This is a genomic window from Polynucleobacter sp. es-EL-1, from assembly GCF_018687975.1.
Lineage (GTDB): Bacteria > Pseudomonadota > Gammaproteobacteria > Burkholderiales > Burkholderiaceae > Polynucleobacter.
On sequence record NZ_CP061310.1, the window covers coordinates 1,191,851 to 1,208,072 of the forward strand.

Consider the following 16,222-nt stretch of genomic DNA (forward strand, 5'->3'; position numbering starts at 1 on the left):
CCTTTCGGAGCTGTCAAAATAGTGTTTTAAATGGCTTTTTTGCCCCGTAAGGTGGATTATCTTCTACATGAGCATTGACCAACCGACCTCGCCCGAGTTTTTCACCCTCGATATTGGGGGAATGACCTGCGCCTCCTGCGTCGCGCGAGTGGAAAAGGCTCTGAACAAGGATCCTCGGATCGAAGCTGCTTCTGTCAACCTTGCCACTGAACAGGCGCGCATTCGGATTAAACCGGGCTCTCAAGCCACCCTAAACGAGCTCATTGGACTTGTGCAAAAGACTGGCTATGAAGCAACAGAAAGTAGCTTAAGAGGTCATTTAGACAGAAATTCCGATAAATCGTTCTGGGCAACTGATGGCTTTGGGCGAGTCCTCATCAGTTTTGCGCTGTCCGCCCCACTGGTTCTGCCAATGCTACTCATGCCCTTTGGTATTCATTGGTCTCTTTCGGGCTGGTGGCAACTTGCCTTAGCGACACCAGTGCAATTCATTCTAGGTTGGCGCTTTTATAAAGCTGGGTTTAAATCGCTGCTGGCTGGGGCTGGCAATATGGATTTATTGGTCGCGCTTGGCACTAGCGCTGCTTATGGTCTGAGTTTGTACCTACTTATCAGCTCTAGCCATACCCATGAACTCTACTTCGAAGGCTCAGCCATCATTATTTGCATGGTGCTACTGGGTAAATGGCTTGAATCGCGAGCAAAGCAACAAACTAGCGAAGCTATCCGCGCTCTACAAAAACTCTGGCCAGAGCAAGCGAAGGTGCTCAATCTGCAATGGACTGTTGGTAATGACATCAGTCCAGAGCAATATCGCAATTTATCTCTTGAGCAAGTGATGCCAGGCGATCGAGTGGTTGTTCTTCCAGGAGAGCGCATTTCGGTTGATGGCGAAATCATTTCAGGAAGCAGCCATGTAGATGAATCTTTGCTCACTGGTGAGAGTGCCCCTATCAAAAAAGCCGTGGGCTCTAAAGTCATTGGCGGTGCTGTTAATGGTGAGGGTATGCTGGTAATCAAGGCTCAAGCCGTTGGCATTGAAAGTGTTCTGTCGAAAATTATCAGCCTAGTAGAACAAGCACAAACTCAAAAAGCGCCAATTCAGAAACTAGTAGATCAAGTAAGTGCGATTTTTGTGCCTGCTGTCATTCTGATTGCGGTATGCACAGGCTTAGCTAACTGGTTTTATTTAGATTCAGCTTCAATCGCCATCTTAAGGGCAGTCTCCGTTTTAGTCATTGCATGCCCCTGCGCATTGGGTCTAGCAACTCCTGCCGCCATCATGGCCGGCACCGGAGTTGCAGCTCGCTTTGGCATCCTCATTAAAGATGCTCAAGTTCTTGAGTTAGCGCATCGACTGCACATTGTCGCGTTTGATAAAACGGGAACACTGACGATTGGTAAGCCTCGTTTACTCCATTTCGCTCCACTGAATTTTGTTCAATACGATGCCAATCAAATATTAGCCACTGCCGTAGGTCTTCAGCTCGGTAGCGAGCATCCCCTAGCAAAGGCGCTGCTTGAGGCTGCCCATCAACAAACAATTGCTCCTATAGCGGCAACTAATAGTCGAGCCTTACCTGGCATTGGCATCGAAGGCATTCCGAGTAACGGTAGTTTTGCTGGCAAATCCATTCGCCTGCAAAGTCTTGCCTCTCTGGAAGGTAGCCCGCATCATCAAGCCGTATCGGATCTCTCAAAAGAGTACTTTAATCAGGGTCTGACGGTTTCCGTTTTAACCATGGATATCGAAGCCCCTCAGAATTTAGCAGTACCACTTGCCATCTTCGCGTTCGGTGATGAACTAAAACCCAATGCAAAAGAGGCCATTTCTTCATTGCATCAGATGGGTATTCGTACTGTGATGATTTCAGGAGATAACCTCGCAGCGGCAAAGCGCGTTGGTGCAGTCATTGGTATGGATGAGGTATTTGCACAAGTTATGCCAGGAGATAAGTCAGAAATCATTCGCACACTCCAGCAGTCCAATGTAGCCACTAAAGAATATGTCGCCATGGTTGGGGATGGCATCAATGATGCCCCAGCTCTTGCCATGGCGGATGTGGGCATGGCGATGTCTACGGGAACAGATGTAGCAATGCAAGCAGCGGGCATTACCTTAATGCGCGGTGACCCCACCCTAGTTGCTGATGCCATTGCAATCTCAAAAAATACTTGGAATAAGATTCGTCAAAACTTATTCTGGGCCTTTGCTTTCAATACTATTGGCATCCCTTTGGCCGCACTCGGATATTTATCACCCATGCTAGCAGGCAGTGCGATGGCACTATCTAGTTTTTGCGTTTTAAGTAATGCCCTCTTTCTCAAACGTTGGCGACCAATACATGTCTGAACTAATGGAGCTTGATTTATTTCGCTAGTTTGCGAATCAATTCAATATCGCCATATAAAGCACGTGTTTCGGATTTAGTGTTGTCAGTATCAGTCAATAAGGCAATGCCAACAATATTGCCAGGGTTCTCACCATAAGCCAGTTTGTAATCTGCAGCGAGATTACGTTCGTGTTTGCGCCACTGACCAATATCATCCCAACCCGAATCGACCACAATCATTTTCACGCGAGAAGTATGGGCATTATTTAAAACAGTATTGACTGGATTTTTACCTGACCAGATATACATCACTGTTGCATAAGGCATCTCTTGCCCACTAATTAAACTAGCCATCTCAAAAGTCAGCTTTTCTTTTAAGGGTAACTTAGATTTATTGCCGTCATAGGCAACCAAAATACGCAGAGGCGCATCATCACTCTGACTTTGCTCATTGTCAGCTTGTGGAATTTCTCTAACGGCCTTCCACTCCCATTGCAGCCATAAATTTTGCGCTGAGCGGGGATTTAGTTTGACAGCAAGACCAGATGCCGAAGTTTTAGAATTTGCCGCCAATACAGTGCGGCCTTGATAATTTTCTAAACGGTAAACGGTATTTTTCTTATACGGTGCAATACGATAAAAATGCCAGCCTTCTGGCATCCCACTGCGAGGCTTTTCAGCAGAAAACTTTGGTAACTCTTCTCGAGCAGGTAATTGATCCGCATTAAATGCTTGGCCTGACTCGTTTTCGAGAGAATTCCCTGTAAAGCCAGCACACCCTAGCAATACGCTAGTGCCAATACATAGCAGCATGGTGGTTTTGGTGAACATATTTTCGATTGTCCCAAAGAATCGAAAAAAATGAAGGGAGTAAGTCTAAAATCATCAAATGCGCCATCAATCCCCATCTAGCTGGGCCATCATTGCCGTTAGCATTGCTGCTCTCGTTCACCTTGCTCTGGGCTTCTCTATCGAGTTTTCTGTTGATGAGGCGCACTACGCCCTGTACGCCAAGTATTTAGCATGGAGTTATTTTGATCACCCACCACTGGTTGGCTGGGTGCAATGGCCACTAGTGAGCCTGAGTTCATCCGAAGGCATTATTCGACTCATTCCAGAGTTGCTCTGGATTATTTCCGCCTACTTGGTATATCAACTCACACTGGAAGTGCATCACCTGATTCAAGGGCGTAATGCAGGCTACTTAACTACCACGTTACCCTCAGCAAATCTGTGCGGCTTACTCGCAGTGCTGACGATCATTGCTGCACCGCTCCCCCATGTTTTAGCCATTGGGCTAGTACCAGATACCCTACTGACGCCATTCAGTCTGGGCATCATGCTCATGACCATCCGCTGGCTCACCAAAGATTCCCTCTCAATGCTTGATTGGGCAATCCTTGGAATACTCTTGGGTTTGTCAGGGCTGAGCAAGTACACCGCTGCTTTTACAGTACTTGCCCTCTTACTTGTTTTTTTGGTAAATCCCAAGAAATCCTGGATTGGGCAGATGGGTTTTTGGCTTGCCGCACTGATTGCCTTGCTACTCATCACACCAGTGCTGTACTGGAACTGGATCAATGATTGGATGTCATTTAAATATCAAATTGCCCATGGTAGTGGTGGCGCCTGGGTATGGCGTAAGGTGGGCGCCTTCATCGGACTGCAAATTGCCTGCTTTGGACCGCTTTTCATAGTTGGTCTTTATGCCTTTCTCAAGCATTGCTTGCACTCCCCAAAAGTCACCCTCATTGCTTTGCTGGGCTTCTTTTTCATTCCCTTTCTGATTTTTGCCGCCCTTTCAGGAGGCGGTAGCTTGCCTCATTGGACTACCCCCGCCTGGTTCTGTCTTGCGCCATTTGTCGGCATCGGATTAGCAAAGACTTGGGTAATGCATCATCGACTCGCAATCCGTCTCTTGTTTATCGGACAAGTGCTCATTTGCATTCTGGGATTTGGCTTTGTTTTGTCTGGCGGGATCAATAGCGCCGCAGTTAGGTCCAATCCAATTGCAGATTTATACGGCTGGAAGATGGCTGGACAAAAGGCGGCTCAACTAGCGCAAAGTAAGTCGGTCGCTGGTATTGCCGTACAAAATTGGACCCTAGGAAGTCGTGCAGCTTGGTATGCGCAACCACTACCTGTTTTTGTCCTAGATCAGCGCAAAGACCAGTTTGATCTGTGGTTTGGAGAGTTACCCCCAGGATCTGATGCCCTACTGATTAACTGGTCAGGAATGGCATTTACCCCGCCAATTGAGGGCTCCTTAGCCTTTGAGAAATGTGAACCTCTAGATAGTCTTGAAATTACCCGATTTGGGCAAGTTTTAACCAAATTTGACTATAGCCTTTGCCGCAATTGGCAAAAGGCAGGTACAGGGCGCTAATTCCCTAGATTTCAAGACCTTAGATGCTCAAGGCATTATCCTTACGCCTATGAGTTCACCATCTAATACCACCTCAAAACCGACATCCGGTTGGAAAGTGGCCCTCAAACGTGCATGGCCAACAATTCGTATCCTGTTATCTATTGCCCTGCTTTGGAAGGCTACCAGTGGAATTGATTGGGATGCATTACTCAATTCAGATCTTCAGATGCAGCCTTGGTGGTTTTTAGCGGCCATCTTTTGCATGTTTAGCGCTTTTATTGGTGGCGGTCTACGCTGGGGCTATTTAATGCGCAAGGTGGGGTTTCAGGGTAGCCTGAAGAATTACATCTCCCTATATTTAGCTGGGGGATTAATCAATCAAGGTCTTCCTAGCACTCTGGGTGGTGATAGCTATCGTGCCATTACTGCCACTCACCTCAATGACAGCGGAAAACTGACTCAAGAAAAAGAGCTCAATGAAGAATTGCACCACTCGGTTGATTTGGAGCACGCAACACCAAAACTGCGTTTGAGCTTTTCAATGGTCTTGGTTGATAGATTGCTGGGCTTGGCCGGCAATAATTTACTGGGTGGTATTGGTTTGATTCTGGGCGGAGCTACCCTCGCCTCTTGGGGTACAGACCTTGGTTATTTAGTGACCGGTGTCATGATATTGGCGGGTATTGTTGCTGCCATCATTTTGGCTTGGGGACCAAGCTGCAATCTGCTGCAAAAATTTCTCGGAAAGATGCAAATGCAACAGGCCTTACCCGGCATCAAGCTGGCTTTTTCTTGGCCTATGAATGTTGCTCAAGGAGTCTTTGCGATTGGGATTCATTCTTTGACTATTTTGACCCTCCTCTTTTGCCTTAAGGCATATGGAGTAAATGCTCCAATTGAAAGCCTCATGATTGGCCTTCCTGCATTAAGCCTTTTACTCATGCTACCCATCAGTATTTCTGGTTGGGGTTTAAGAGAAGCCACCCTTTCATCAGTATTAGCTTTGTGGGGAGTAGACCCCTCCTTGACAGTGCTGGCATCAATTAGTTACGGCGCCATTACCGTCATTTCAGTGCTGCCTGGCGCCTTTATTTTATTAAAACGGAAGTAATTTTTAGAGCCCTATTATGAGTATTAGCGTCAACACCATGCGTGCCATCGATCATTGGGTTGGAGTTCCACTCTGCGCAATTGTTAGTCCCTTGGTAGCCCTCATTGATAGCATCAAAAATATATTTGCTCGCCCATTAGATGCCCCTCGCAAACTCTTGTTCATTGAGCTCTCCGAAATGGGTAGCGCAATTTTGGTTGACCCCGCAATGCGTAATGCACAGGCTCGTGGCGCCGAATTATTTTTTCTCATCTTCAAAAGTAATCGCGCCAGCTTAACTTTATTAAATACCGTTAAACCTGAAAATATTTTCACTATTGACTCATCAAGCTTGGGCGGTCTCATTAAAGATACGCTGCAGTTTTTAGTAGTGGCACGCAAGCACCGTATTGATACCGTAATTGATTTGGAATTATTTTCTCGCTTCACCGCCCTGTTGACTGGGCTTTGTGGAGCACGTCGCCGCGTTGGGTACCATATTTTTCATGGCGAAGGCTTATGGCGTGGATTTATGTTGACCCGCAAAGTTCATTACAACCCACATATTCACATCACCAAGAACTTTCTATCTTTGATTCATGCAGCATTTGCCAAAGACATTGAAGTGCCATTTAGCAAAATTCATATTACAGATTCTGAAGTCAAACTAGAGCAAGCTGTGATTGACCCAGTCGCTTTAAAAAAAGTTCGCGAGCAAATTGAACAGCTTGCTGCAAGCGCTGGTATCAATTACGCCCATGGTAAACAACGTCTTATCTTGGTTAATCCCAATGCAAGTGATCTTTTGCCGCAACGACGCTGGGCCCAGCAACGCTTCTCTGAATTGATTCAAGGGCTGCACCAGCGCTATCCCGAGGATTTAATCTTAATTACGGGTTCTCCAGCTGAATTTGATTATGTTGAAAAAGTGCGCACAGTAGCCAATGTAAAACATGCCCTGAATTTTGCTGGGCAAGTCACCTTTGCTCAATTACCACCGCTTTACACACTTTCAGATGTGATGGTGACCAATGATTCTGGTCCAGGACACTTTTCTGCAGTGACGCCACTACGGACAGTAGTTTTATTTGGGCCTGAGACTCCAGCCTTATATGGCTCTGTAGGCAAATCAATTGCGATTACTGCCAATCTGGCATGCTCACCCTGCGTCAGTGCAGCCAACCATCGTAAGACGCCCTGTCATGACAATGTCTGTATGCAAGCTATTACTGTTGCACAAGTGCTAGAAAAAATGACTTTGCAGCTCTCTGAAGCAGATCAAGCAAAAGCGCACTAAGAAGAGATGGTTCAGCGCAAACCTTTTTTAAGTATTGCACCATCTTGGGTTTGGCTCCTACCCCTGCTTCCCTTAGGCTTTGCGATCGCTCTTTACTTTGGCGAACTACAAACCCCTACTTTTTTACTCATTAATCGCTATACCCAACTTTTGCCAGACACCCTGTGGACTTGGTTTACATTTTTAGGTAATGGCTGGGGCATTTTTGCGCTGTGCTTTCCTCTCTTACTACTTGCTCCGAGATTACTCTGTGCTGGACTAATAGCTTCTACGATTGGCGGCATCATCAGTCAAATCTTAAAACGCCTCTTGGATCTTCCAAGACCCTCTAGCATTTTGGCCCTGGAAGATTTTTATCGCGTCGGTGAACCACTCCTGCATCGCGCGATGCCCTCGGGTCATACGCTCACAGCTTTTTCCGTTGCAGCCGGCATCTACTTTGCTGCTAACCAGACTAAACGTGGTTCTATCTGGTGGATATTTATATTGGCCAGTCTCTCAGGCATCTCTCGCAATGCCTTGGGGGCTCATTGGTTTACAGATGTACTCGCGGGCTGTGCAATTGGCCTGTGGTCAGGCTTGCTTGGCGCTGCCATAGCCCAATACATTCCAGAAGGCCAACTGAGTCCCAATAAATTACTTCCACGGCTATTAGCCTTAGGTGGCCTAGCAAGCATCTATGTACTACTAAACCAAACCTTGGACTCAGAACTTAACGAGCCCTTGCAATATGCTTGCGCCCTCTTGGTGGGTATTACCTTTGCCTTCTTTATTAAGGCGCAATTAACTACTAAGGCTCCTTAAGCATGTTCAGTTATCGTCACGCCTTTCATGCGGGTAGTCATGCCGATATTCTCAAGCACCTCACCCTAGTGCATCTAGTTGAGTACCTGCAAGAAAAGCCGGGGGCATTGACGATTGTCGATACCCATGCTGGCGCTGGAATTTACAGTCTGATTGATGGTTTTGCTAGCGTTAGTAAAGAGGCCGATGGGGGTATTTATCGCTTAATGGAATATGCCGCTAGCAATCCAATCAGCGAAGGTATACAAAATTACCTCTCCTTGATTCAAGCAGAAAATACTGCTGATGAGATGAGCATCTACCCTGGCTCACCATTTATTTTGGCACGCCTACTGAGACCCCAGGATCGTTTAAAGCTATTTGAACTCCACCCCAAAGAAATTGACATCTTGCGCCACAATATCAGCGAGCTTAAACAAGCAAAGCAAATAGATGTTTATGCAGCAGATAGTTTTTCTAGGCTCAAGGGCTTGCTGCCACCCCCTAGTAGACGCGGATTAGTCCTGATTGACCCATCTTATGAAGATAAGCAAGACTATCGCTATCTTGAGGCAGCCATGGAAGAGGCTTTGCAACGCTTTGCTACTGGTTGCTATGCAATCTGGTATCCGGTTCTCTCTAGAAGGGAGTCGGCAGACTTACCGGGACGCATGAAAAAGATCGCAGCCCTTCATAAACGCTCTTGGCTGCATACTGAACTGCGAGTCGAGAATGCCCCCAAAGAGCGCCGCCTTCAAGCTAGCGGGATGTTCATCATCAATCCGCCATGGACCTTAGAAAAACACCTTGCTGAAAGTTTGCCTATTCTAGTAAAAGCCCTAGGCCAAGATGTTGGCGCTCAATACCTATTGAATAGCTTTGAGGCTTAAGTCAGATCGATGTCAAGCAAATGAGTGCCAGTCAGTCACGCACCTGAATCAAGATTTCATTACGGCGCATAAACGGTAAAGTCCAAGGCGGGTTGTAACGAGCAAACTGGGGCACGCCAACAGTTTTCCAGTTTTTAGCCTTAACCCACTCCTCTAGGGATTTGGTTTTCTCTGCCACTTTCTCCTCATCATAAAATCCCGAGAAAATAATGACGGCCTTTTTTTCTGCTGGGATAGGCCTGATTTTTACTTGAGAATTTAAAGGCTTTGGCAATGTATCAATGGTGTATTCAGAAGGCATCACAAATGAAACAGTCCAGCGCTGATCCGCCCCTTTATCAGTCTGATCTGCTTGAATACCAACAGGGGTAGTCATAGCAATCTTTGCGCTTTTTGACTCACTACTAGATTCAATACCTACAGGTGTGGTCATGGCAATTTTTTCGCTCACTTGGTTCTGCCCAAAGATATAGGCGGCAATAAGCCGAAAGCCTTGACTAGATGCTGAATCTAAATCGCCAGTGACGGTGACTTCAGCCACAATTTGTGGCGCATACTCACGCAATTCAAAAGGTTCTGATTTTTCAAGCAGGGTAAATTTTGGTTCTTCGGTGGCCATTACAGTACTCGCGATCAAAAGGCTGGTGAGAAAGACTAGTACTTTCATAAAGAGGTCTTTCGAGATAAGTGGGTTACCACGAGGACTGAATGCTAAAGCCTGATATATCAAATTGAATGTGCGCTTGCGCACCTACGGGTAAAGTTAATTTATCTGCTTGATGCCCAAAAGGCAGGCCCGTTAAGATAGGAATATGGCTAGGCAAACGCTTACGAATGACCTCAATGGCGCTATCCAAGTCATAACCCCGATCGTTATCGTATAAACGATAAGCAGAAAAACCGCCCAACATAATCGCAGCCTGGTTCGTCAATACACCGGCATCTAATAACTGCATCAACATACGCTCAATGCGATAGGGATGCTCATTCACATCTTCTAGAAACAAAATTCCGCCTTGTGTTTGTTGTTGGCTTGGTAGGTACGGAGTGCCTACTAAACCAGCAATCACTGTGAGATTACCGCCCCACAACATTCCAGAGACTGGCCCTTCTTTTTGTAATACATATTTCTGCGGCACTTGAACGTCGCAATGCAGCTGTCGATCATTCACTGCTGCTTGAAAATGTTGCCACATAAATGCATTGGGAGAGATGCCATCGCCATGCTCGCCCTGACAGGCAAAATCAAAATTGAGCATGGGTCCTGCCAAAGTAATTGCACCAGTCTTGGCGAGCATTCCCAGCTCAAATACAGTGAAATCACTATGGCCGCATATCTGCAAGCCATTACGAATGGCCCTTGCAATTGCATCCCAATCGATACCTGGCAGCAAGCGATGTAAACCATAACCACCGCGCATCGCAAGCACTATCGTTTCTGGGGGAAGATTGGCAAGTTGATTGATTTCAGATAAACGTTGCTCGTCAGAGCCAGAAAAACGCTGCTCTACGCGCGTTGTGCAATCCCTATTGGCAACTTCAAAGCCTTGATGCTGTAACCACTCAATACCAAGCGAGGGGCTGCGCTGATCTAAGCTCGCTCCAGAAGGAGCAATTAAATGAATCCGTTTCAACGCCGCTCCTTAAAAAAATCACGCAATAATTGCCCGCACTCTTGTCCCATAACACCACCCTCAACTTGAGTTTGGTGATTAATTCTCTTTTCTGAGAATACATCAAGGACGCTACCAGCTGCGCCAGTTTTAGGGTCAATAGCACCAAATACGACACGGTCAATCCGCGCATGTAATATCGCTCCAGCGCACATCGCGCAAGGCTCCAAGGTGACGTACAGCGTACTTCCCGGCAAACGATAATTAGAGAGTGCTTGTGCAGCAGATCGAATGGCCATCATCTCGGCATGGGCGCTAGGATCGCTATTGCTAATCGGCTGATTAAATCCGGTGGAAATCACTTGGGCATCTTGAACCAACACCGCTCCTACTGGGACCTCACCAGCAGCAGCAGCCAACTTCGCTTGCTCAATAGCCTGCTGCATAAATTGGCGGTCAAGCTCAGCTTGCATGATCAATAAAATTATGGGTGGGAGATATCGGCCCAGCAATTGGGTGTTTCGTATAAGCGGATCGATGATAGCTTCAAGCGACCGTCAAAGGCTTTCTCAAAAACCGGCTGTAGTATTTTGAATGCAGCGCTGGCTAAATTTTCGACAGTCGGAACATGGTCCATTACTACCGTCTTATGATTTGGGATGGAGTTTAAATACTGCACTAAGCCCGAATCCTCCTTGGCGACCAAGAAAGCGTGATCCCAGGGCTCCACTACAAATTGATTTGTAAGGCGCTTAATATCCCCAAAATCCAAGACCATCCCATCATCCGCTTTACCAGGATGATCAGCAATCACACCAGTGAGCGTAACCTCAATAGCATAGCGATGTCCATGCAAATGGCGGCACTGGCCATCATGATTGGGAATACGATGACCTGAATCAAACTCCAGTCGACGTGTAATAGAAATAGCTTCGGAATTAGTGGTCATATAGGTTTTTCTAGATACAAATAAATGGCTCAGCAATAGGACTAGCGAATGCCGACTATTTTATGAGTCTGCACACTCAAGCGCCACAGTGGCCTTTTTTGGCATAAACGAATAGCCAAAGCGAGATTTTCTTGCTGTAAGGGGCCATCCATTGCTTGCAGGAAACGATTGCGGTAATCCATCTTCTCAAATCGTGCTAATAGGGTCTCAATAGCGGTATGACCTTGCTGTGGAATCACTAACTTAATTTCATCGGCCTGCAGTACAACTAGATCGGAGCCCGCTTTAGGACTTACACAAACCCAATCCACTCCTTTGGGCACTTTGAGAGTGCCATTCGTTTCAATGGCAATCAAAAATCCTTTGGCATGCAAAGCATCAATTAATGGTGCGTCCAACTGTAGTAGTGGCTCACCACCGGTAAATACAACATAACGTTGTTGAGGTCCGGCAGATGTACTGGTCCACGCATTCTCAATGGCATCCGCTAACTCTGGTGCGGTTGCAAATTTACCGCCACCATCGCCATCGCTTCCAACAAAATCGGTATCGCAAAACTGGCAGACTGCAGTAGCACGATCTTCCTCGCGTCCACTCCACAAATTGCAACCAGCAAATCGGCAAAACACTGCGGCACGACCTGCGTGGGCGCCCTCACCCTGCAGGGTTGGAAAGAGTTCTTTGACGGTATACATAGCTAAGTGCTTATTTTAAGCGCTTTGCCTACTTCCAGGATACCAATTCCCACTCCAAATAGTCTTCCATGAGGGCCTCTCCCCAACCAGACATGCCAGCCCATAAGTACTGACCCATACTTCGCCTAATGACCCAACGGCCAATTTCTGGAGAAAACCACACATCCTCATTACGAATATTGGCAACCCGTGAAAAATCATTACTGGTAAAAAATGGCATCTCATTACGGTACAACAGCGTATTGAACTCACCGGCAGGCACTTTTACTCGCTCCCAGCGCAACGCATTGATATTTACACCCCAGTAATAATCGTTATCGGGGTAGCCTACTACTTGGTAGCGATTGCGATAAAAACCAGACCAGCCACTGATGAGTTGCTCGGGCCATAGAGGCATGGGTTGTAAAAACTTTTGCGGCGGGTTCCAATGAGGATCTTGCAGAATATATCCCCAGGGCTGTTGAATCTCGTCAGGCAAACGTCCGGTCTTGACACCCTGACGCGCTATAACTATTTGCGGTCCTACAGAAACTACTGTTTCAGTAACAACGTCCACAATTTCCTGATTAAATACATTGCGAACGTTATATACCCACTGTTGACCCACTTTGGGAGCCCTCACCTGGGGTGGGTTCAATGGCTGGTTGAGCAATACTCCAGTTGGATAAGGTTGCGCAGGAATACATGCCGCCAAAGCCAGAGGCAAAAAGAGTAAAAAAAGCTTTTTTAACAATCTCATTTATATGAGGTCAACTGCCACTGATAACTGCCTTCCAAAATTACTACGCCAATCTGCCCTTGAATTTGATATGAACCAGAGGTTTCTCTAGCAACCCAACGACCAATCTGCGGCACAAACCAAATTGTTTCCTTGCGAATACAGTCGACTTTATTGGGATCATCACTCTCATAATTAATCAGATTCTGAAATCTCAAAGCCACAAACTCACCCGCTGGTACGGTAATCTTTTCCCAACCATGAACACTCATATATTCTTGCCAGTTCATTCTGGAATCAGAATAGCCGCCGATACTGTACTTTGTAGTGAACTGCTTTGCCCAGGTAGCAGAGAGTTTTTCAGGCCATAGCGGCAGTGCAGGACTAAAACTCAACAAACGAGGCCACTGTGGATCCAAGGTCACCATTCCCCAGGAGGATTGGATTTCATCAGGCAGCCTATAACCATCGGTTGTATTGCGCTCAATCACAATAGAGGAGCCAACACTCTTGACGCGCTCATTGACGACTTCCAGAGTCTTACCACTAAATACGTCTTTTTTGACATAGGTCCACTCTTGACCTACCTGAGGCGAACGAATCGCTGGCAGGGGATTCGGCTGAGTTACAGGAGTGCCATGCTCATATGACAGGCCGCCACAGGCGACTGGAGCCAAAGCGGCAGAAGCAATAAAGGTTCTGCGAGATAGTTTCATATCAATTGATTTAACTTTTTAATAATAGGGCTGGTATTCAGAGTTTATACATAGCCTAAAAATTTAGCTATGGCATTACGCGAAACGGAAGCTTTGGGGATATTCGGTAGATCAAACCATGTGTGAGATTTAGCTTCAAAACCCACCCCATGCATAAAGTTGTAAATAGCCTTCTTTAACCCAACCCCAAGGGCATCATGATCTACCCCAGTAGGGTCGATAAACGCTACATCATTTTTTGCAAAACTAATGGGGGGAAGTGGCATCAACTCCACCCCATATGCTTTTGGATCAAGCCCTACTGGAGAATGGACGGTGCAAGTAAAGCGGTGAAAAAAACCACTTTGAATGCAGCCGTTTTCAAACAACTGGCGTACATACTCTAGGGCATCGACTGTTTCTTGTACGGTTTGGGTTGGAAAGCCATACATCAAATACGCATGTACCAAAATACCTGCGTCTGAGAATCCCTTGGTGACCTGGGCAACTTGCTCAACAGAAACACCCTTCTTCATCAGCGCTAGAAGGCGGTCTGAAGCAACCTCTAAACCACCTGACATTGCAATACAACCACTCTTGGCCAATAACTCACATAACTCTGGAGTGAATGTTTTCTCAAAACGAATATTTCCCCACCAAGAAATATTCACCTTGCGACGAATAAGTTCCTTGGCCAAAGCTTTTAATGCTTTTGGAGGGGCAGCTTCATCTACAAAATGAAAGCCGGTCTGCCCTGTCTCAGCCACAATTGCCTCAATACGATCAACCAAGATGCTGGCGGAGGCGGTTTCATAACGAGAGATGTAATCCAGGCTGACATCGCAAAAGCTACATTTTTTCCAATAGCATCCATGCGCTACCGTGAGCTTATTCCATCGGCCATCACTCCATAGACGATGCATGGGGTTGAGCATATCTAAGAGCGACAAATACGAATTTAATGGCAAGCCATCCCATGTGGCCGTACCCACTTCTTCAAAGGGGATGTCTGGCTCCTGCCAATGGATGTAACGTACTTCATTATCAAGATTGCGAATGAATGTTCTCACCAGGCGTTCTGCTGAGCGCTTGCCTTTGAGATGCTCTATCAAAGCCAATAAAGGTCTCTCACCAGAATCTAAGGTGATGAAATCCACAAAATCAAATATGCGTGGATCACTTAACTCACGCAATTCAGTATTGACATATCCACCACCTAAACCAATATGAATTTGTGGATAGTCTGCTTTGATCGTTTGTGCAATGCGAAGCGCTGCGTACATCGCCCCTGGAAATGGCACCGACAATAAAACCAACTGGGGCTGATGTTTATTAATAGCCGCCTTGGTAAGTTCCTTTAAATGCTGATCCATCAGTGTGGGAGCAGCTGCCAGAGCGGATGCTAAGGGTGTGAAGGTAGGCTGACTACTGGCCAATGATTCTCCGTAACGCACAAACTCAAAACGTTCATCTACAGCATCTTTCAATACATCCGATAAATCATTGAGATAAAGCGTCGCCAAATGTCTTGCGCGATCTTGAGAGCCCAGCGCCCCAAATGCCCAAGCCAAAGAATCACCACCCTCCTCTTCGTCATACGCATCCATAGAGGCAAAACGGGGGCCTTCTGGCAAGAAGGCACGACTATTAATGCGATGAGCAAGAGTACTATCTCGCCCTTGTAAAAAAGCAATCACTAAAGAAATCGTGCTTTGGTATTCATCAAAATAATCTAGAAAAAAATTGACACTAGCACTGCGATTTTCTTCGGCAAGCCCCAATGCTTCTTGCTCAATTTCAAGCAACCCCTCTGGCGTGAAGAATCCCAACACTAAAGCCAAGGCAAGATCCTCTTGAACCGCATCAAAGCCACACGACCTCAAGAAGCCGGTGAGATAGGCCGTAGAGGGATACGGCGTATTGAGCTGCGTCATCGGTGGAATGAGGCTCAGAACTTTCATATTAGCCACAAGTGGTCGATTGAGGTTCGCTCATCACCCCTAAGATTTTCAACTCTTCTTGGGTAAATCCAGCCTGCTGACGCGCCTCTACATTAAAAGGGCCTCTAAGTGTTGGGGCTCGATATTGCCGCGCCAAATCTCGATAGGTAGTAATCGGGGATAGATTGTCTTTGGCACATAAGAAATTGAACCAGCGATTACCAATAAATACATGGCCAATCTCATCATGCAGAATAATTTCTAAAATCTCAACTGCTTTAGCATCTTTGATTTGCTTAAATCGATCTCGTATTCCTGGCACCGCATCCAAACCTCTTGCTTCCATGGTTCTAGGTACTAGCGCCATTCTGGCAATGACCGCATCAGTCGTTCTCTCCACCATCTCCCACAAGCTGTTGTGGGCAAGAAAATCGCCATAAGAAAAACCATATGACTGCATATGCTCATTGACCAAGCTAAAGTGATACGCCTCTTCCTTGGCGACCTTAAGCCAATCCTCATAGTATTGCGTTGGCATATTGGGGAAACGCCAGATTGCATCTAAAGCAAGATTCATGGCATTAAATTCAATATGGGCCAATGAATGCAATAAGCTTGCCCTGCCCTCAATCGTGTCCATTCTTCTTTTAGGAACCTCTAAAGGAGGAACCAGTTCGGGTTTTTGGGGTCTTCCTGGAAGGCTGAGATGATCTGCCAAATACTCTTTGGAGACATCTAAATGAATACGCTGCTGCTGATACTCATCAAACAAATGCTGGAGTCGCTCTACCTTGAGCTGGACATCTGTATTTGCCAGTATTGCGAGGGCAGTTTCTCGTAACTCAAGCATG

The 16,222-nt window shown here is 46.4% G+C and carries 16 protein-coding genes; 6 read left to right on the forward strand and 10 right to left on the reverse strand.

The genetic code is table 11. From position 1 onward, the window contains the following. The first annotated feature begins 67 nt into the window (after positions 1-67). Positions 68-2,353, forward strand: coding sequence for a cation-translocating P-type ATPase (locus FD974_RS06130; protein WP_215363412.1), 2,286 nt, complete (start codon positions 68-70; stop codon positions 2,351-2,353). Between the two features lie 16 nt (positions 2,354-2,369). Here FD974_RS06130 and FD974_RS06135 read toward each other — a convergent pair whose 3' ends face one another. Further along, positions 2,370-3,164: a DUF3047 domain-containing protein gene (locus FD974_RS06135; RefSeq protein WP_215363413.1), complete on the reverse strand. Its 795-nt coding sequence runs from the start codon at positions 3,162-3,164 to the stop codon at positions 2,370-2,372. A gap of 58 nt (positions 3,165-3,222) precedes the next feature. Between FD974_RS06135 and FD974_RS06140 the strand changes: the two genes are divergently transcribed. From FD974_RS06140 to FD974_RS06160, 5 genes are read left to right on the forward strand one after another with little or no spacing between them, the layout of a single operon-like run. Continuing rightward, the gene (locus tag FD974_RS06140) at positions 3,223-4,719 is read left to right on the forward strand and encodes a glycosyltransferase family 39 protein (protein ID WP_215363415.1); all 1,497 of its coding nucleotides are present in this window, start codon (positions 3,223-3,225) and stop codon (positions 4,717-4,719) included. 49 nt (positions 4,720-4,768) lie between these two features. Then, positions 4,769-5,812 (forward strand): lysylphosphatidylglycerol synthase transmembrane domain-containing protein, encoded by a 1,044-nt coding sequence (locus FD974_RS06145; protein ID WP_215363417.1) that lies wholly within the window; start codon positions 4,769-4,771, stop codon positions 5,810-5,812. A gap of 16 nt (positions 5,813-5,828) precedes the next feature. Next, the gene (locus FD974_RS06150; RefSeq protein WP_215363419.1) at positions 5,829-7,088 is read left to right on the forward strand and encodes a glycosyltransferase family 9 protein; all 1,260 of its coding nucleotides are present in this window, start codon (positions 5,829-5,831) and stop codon (positions 7,086-7,088) included. 6 nt (positions 7,089-7,094) lie between these two features. Further along, on the forward strand, positions 7,095-7,892 hold the full coding sequence (locus tag FD974_RS06155; protein ID WP_215363421.1) for a phosphatase PAP2 family protein: 798 nt from the start codon (positions 7,095-7,097) through the stop codon (positions 7,890-7,892). Positions 7,893-7,894: 2 nt separating this feature from the next. Next, positions 7,895-8,761 (forward strand): 23S rRNA (adenine(2030)-N(6))-methyltransferase RlmJ, encoded by an 867-nt coding sequence (locus FD974_RS06160; RefSeq protein ID WP_215363424.1) that lies wholly within the window; start codon positions 7,895-7,897, stop codon positions 8,759-8,761. 31 nt (positions 8,762-8,792) lie between these two features. On the opposite strand, the gene FD974_RS06165 is transcribed toward FD974_RS06160, so the two are convergent. The 9 genes from FD974_RS06165 to FD974_RS06205 form a co-directional block, all read right to left on the reverse strand. Continuing rightward, positions 8,793-9,380, reverse strand: coding sequence for a heme-binding protein (locus tag FD974_RS06165; protein ID WP_215363427.1), 588 nt, complete (start codon positions 9,378-9,380; stop codon positions 8,793-8,795). A gap of 73 nt (positions 9,381-9,453) precedes the next feature. Beyond that, a complete protein-coding gene (locus FD974_RS06170) occupies positions 9,454-10,395 on the reverse strand; it encodes an LD-carboxypeptidase (RefSeq protein WP_215363429.1) in 942 nt (313 codons plus the stop codon). Next, positions 10,392-10,847: a tRNA adenosine(34) deaminase TadA gene (gene tadA, locus FD974_RS06175; RefSeq protein WP_215363431.1), complete on the reverse strand. Its 456-nt coding sequence runs from the start codon at positions 10,845-10,847 to the stop codon at positions 10,392-10,394. The genes FD974_RS06170 and tadA overlap by 4 nt, the downstream gene beginning before the upstream one ends. 11 nt (positions 10,848-10,858) lie before the next feature. Further along, positions 10,859-11,323: a 6-carboxytetrahydropterin synthase QueD gene (gene queD / locus FD974_RS06180; RefSeq protein WP_215363433.1), complete on the reverse strand. Its 465-nt coding sequence runs from the start codon at positions 11,321-11,323 to the stop codon at positions 10,859-10,861. Positions 11,324-11,364: 41 nt separating this feature from the next. Then, entirely contained in the window at positions 11,365-12,018 is a 654-nt protein-coding gene (queE, locus tag FD974_RS06185; RefSeq protein ID WP_215363435.1) for a 7-carboxy-7-deazaguanine synthase, read from the reverse strand. A 28-nt stretch (positions 12,019-12,046) separates the two neighbouring features. After that, complete coding sequence (locus FD974_RS06190) at positions 12,047-12,757, reverse strand: hypothetical protein (protein WP_215363437.1); 711 nt, start codon at positions 12,755-12,757, stop codon at positions 12,047-12,049. Next, positions 12,754-13,452 (reverse strand): hypothetical protein, encoded by a 699-nt coding sequence (locus FD974_RS06195; protein ID WP_215363441.1) that lies wholly within the window; start codon positions 13,450-13,452, stop codon positions 12,754-12,756. The genes FD974_RS06190 and FD974_RS06195 overlap by 4 nt, the downstream gene beginning before the upstream one ends. A gap of 44 nt (positions 13,453-13,496) precedes the next feature. Further along, on the reverse strand, positions 13,497-15,392 hold the full coding sequence (locus FD974_RS06200; protein WP_215363444.1) for a radical SAM protein: 1,896 nt from the start codon (positions 15,390-15,392) through the stop codon (positions 13,497-13,499). A 1-nt stretch (position 15,393) separates the two neighbouring features. After that, a complete protein-coding gene (locus FD974_RS06205; RefSeq protein WP_215363447.1) occupies positions 15,394-16,221 on the reverse strand; it encodes a ferritin-like domain-containing protein in 828 nt (275 codons plus the stop codon). Position 16,222: the final 1 nt, after the last annotated feature.

Bases quoted from the DNA above. Each gene is read 5' to 3' on its own strand.
- FD974_RS06140 (WP_215363415.1), top strand. From the start codon at position 3,223: ATGCGCCATCAATCCCCATCTAGCTGGGCCATCATTGCCGTTAGCATT.
- FD974_RS06190 (WP_215363437.1), bottom strand. From the start codon at position 12,757: ATGAGATTGTTAAAAAAGCTTTTTTTACTCTTTTTGCCTCTGGCTTTG.
- FD974_RS06130 (WP_215363412.1), top strand. From the start codon at position 68: ATGAGCATTGACCAACCGACCTCGCCCGAGTTTTTCACCCTCGATATT.
- FD974_RS06145 (WP_215363417.1), top strand. From the start codon at position 4,769: ATGAGTTCACCATCTAATACCACCTCAAAACCGACATCCGGTTGGAAA.
- tadA (WP_215363431.1), bottom strand. From the start codon at position 10,847: ATGCAAGCTGAGCTTGACCGCCAATTTATGCAGCAGGCTATTGAGCAA.
- FD974_RS06195 (WP_215363441.1), bottom strand. From the start codon at position 13,452: ATGAAACTATCTCGCAGAACCTTTATTGCTTCTGCCGCTTTGGCTCCA.
- FD974_RS06150 (WP_215363419.1), top strand. From the start codon at position 5,829: ATGAGTATTAGCGTCAACACCATGCGTGCCATCGATCATTGGGTTGGA.
- FD974_RS06205 (WP_215363447.1), bottom strand. From the start codon at position 16,221: ATGCTTGAGTTACGAGAAACTGCCCTCGCAATACTGGCAAATACAGAT.
- queD (WP_215363433.1), bottom strand. From the start codon at position 11,323: ATGACCACTAATTCCGAAGCTATTTCTATTACACGTCGACTGGAGTTT.
- FD974_RS06165 (WP_215363427.1), bottom strand. From the start codon at position 9,380: ATGGCCACCGAAGAACCAAAATTTACCCTGCTTGAAAAATCAGAACCT.
- FD974_RS06200 (WP_215363444.1), bottom strand. From the start codon at position 15,392: ATGAAAGTTCTGAGCCTCATTCCACCGATGACGCAGCTCAATACGCCG.
- FD974_RS06160 (WP_215363424.1), top strand. From the start codon at position 7,895: ATGTTCAGTTATCGTCACGCCTTTCATGCGGGTAGTCATGCCGATATT.
- FD974_RS06155 (WP_215363421.1), top strand. From the start codon at position 7,095: ATGGTTCAGCGCAAACCTTTTTTAAGTATTGCACCATCTTGGGTTTGG.
- FD974_RS06135 (WP_215363413.1), bottom strand. From the start codon at position 3,164: ATGTTCACCAAAACCACCATGCTGCTATGTATTGGCACTAGCGTATTG.
- queE (WP_215363435.1), bottom strand. From the start codon at position 12,018: ATGTATACCGTCAAAGAACTCTTTCCAACCCTGCAGGGTGAGGGCGCC.